Here is a 1,406-nt window from a genome sequence, read left to right on the forward strand (position 1 = left end):
AGACCGAACGCCAGCGAGCCGATCACGAAGACCCCGGTGGTCCCGAAGGTGCGCTCGAGGGCACCCTGCAGGACGCCCCGGAACGCGAACTCCTCGGGCAGGACGGTCATCAACGGGATGAGCACGAGCGCGGAGAACACCGCCATCCGCAGGTCCGAGTAGCGCTCGGAGAGGAAGAACGGGCTGGTCGCCGGGATGAGGCACCCGGCCGTCACCACCGCTGTCACCGCCACGGTCGCGGCGAGGCCGTACGCCAGTCCGCGCGGCATGTGGCGCAGGGACAGGCCCAATTCGGCCCAGTGCATGCCGCGGGCCTTGACCACCACGACCATCACGAGCACGGCCAGCGGCACGATCCACTCGCGGTACGGCAGTTGCGCCAGATTCGCGGTGAGGTTGATGGCCACCAACGTCCCCAGGACCCCGACGACCCCGACCACCCCCCGGAGGCGAGAGCGGTCGAACAGGACGCGGTCGTGCGTGATGCGGTCGTGCGGTGACATCGTCCCGACGATACCTCGCGCCGGGTCCGTACCGGGGGTATGGTGACGCGCACAACGGCTCTCGTCCCTCGACGACCGCTCCGGCACACGGTGGTGTCCGCCATGACCACGGTGACGATGACCGCGTCCCGCGCCCTGACCGGCGCCCGCCGCAGGGTGGGCCTGGTGGTCCGCTCGAGGATCGCCGGCGACGACGCCGACGCCCGCCGGCACCAGATCTGGCTGTCCGAGGGCGAACGGTGGAACTCGCCCGACGACGCCATCTGCCGCGTCAACGGGGACGCCTCGATGTTCGCCGCCGGACTGACCGCGCTCCTGCTGCAATCCCTGCACCCCGGTGCCATGGCCGGGGTCGCCGACCACAGCGACTACCGCGGTGACCCGTGGGGCCGCCTGCAGCGCACCTCGCAGTTCATCGCGACCACCACCTTCGGGACCATCCCCGACGCCTCCGCCCTCATCCGCGCCATCAACGGCGCGCACCGGACGGTCGTGGGCACCGACCACCGCGGACGCCCCTACGACGCCCGCGACCCCCACCTGCTGCGTTGGGTGCACGTGGCCGAGATCTGGAGCTTCCTCGAGTGCCACCGCCTATACGGGCGCGAGAAGCTGTTCGCCTCCGATCGGGACGACTACGTGCGCCAGGCCGCGCGGACCGGCCTCATGCTCGGCGCGAGGGACGTACCCCTGACCGTTCGTGAGCTCGAGGACGCCCTCGAGTCCTACCGTCCCGAGCTGGAGGCCTCCCCCGCCGCGCTCGACGCCCGCCGCTTCCTCCTCGACGGTCCGCCGATGGCGTGGACCGACAAGCCCGCGTACGCGCTCCTGCGGGCGGGCGCCGTCGCGGCGCTGCCCGGCTGGGCGCGCGCGATGCTGGAGCTGCCCGCGGGGCCGCTCGGT

The 1,406-nt window shown here is 72.2% G+C and carries 2 protein-coding genes; one reads left to right on the forward strand and one right to left on the reverse strand.

The features are described from left to right. Window positions 1–503, reverse strand: a 503-nt coding sequence (locus G6030_RS13485) for a CPBP family intramembrane glutamic endopeptidase (RefSeq protein WP_182643472.1), incomplete at its 3' end; no start/stop codon positions are given. Window positions 504–605: 102 nt separating this feature from the next. Here G6030_RS13485 and G6030_RS13490 point away from each other — a divergent pair. Next, on the forward strand, window positions 606–1,406 hold an 801-nt coding region (locus G6030_RS13490; protein WP_182643473.1), incomplete at its 3' end, for an oxygenase MpaB family protein.

Origin of the sequence: Dietzia sp. E1, assembly GCF_014145015.1 — a bacterium.
GTDB classification, from domain to species: domain Bacteria; phylum Actinomycetota; class Actinomycetes; order Mycobacteriales; family Mycobacteriaceae; genus Dietzia; species Dietzia cinnamea_A.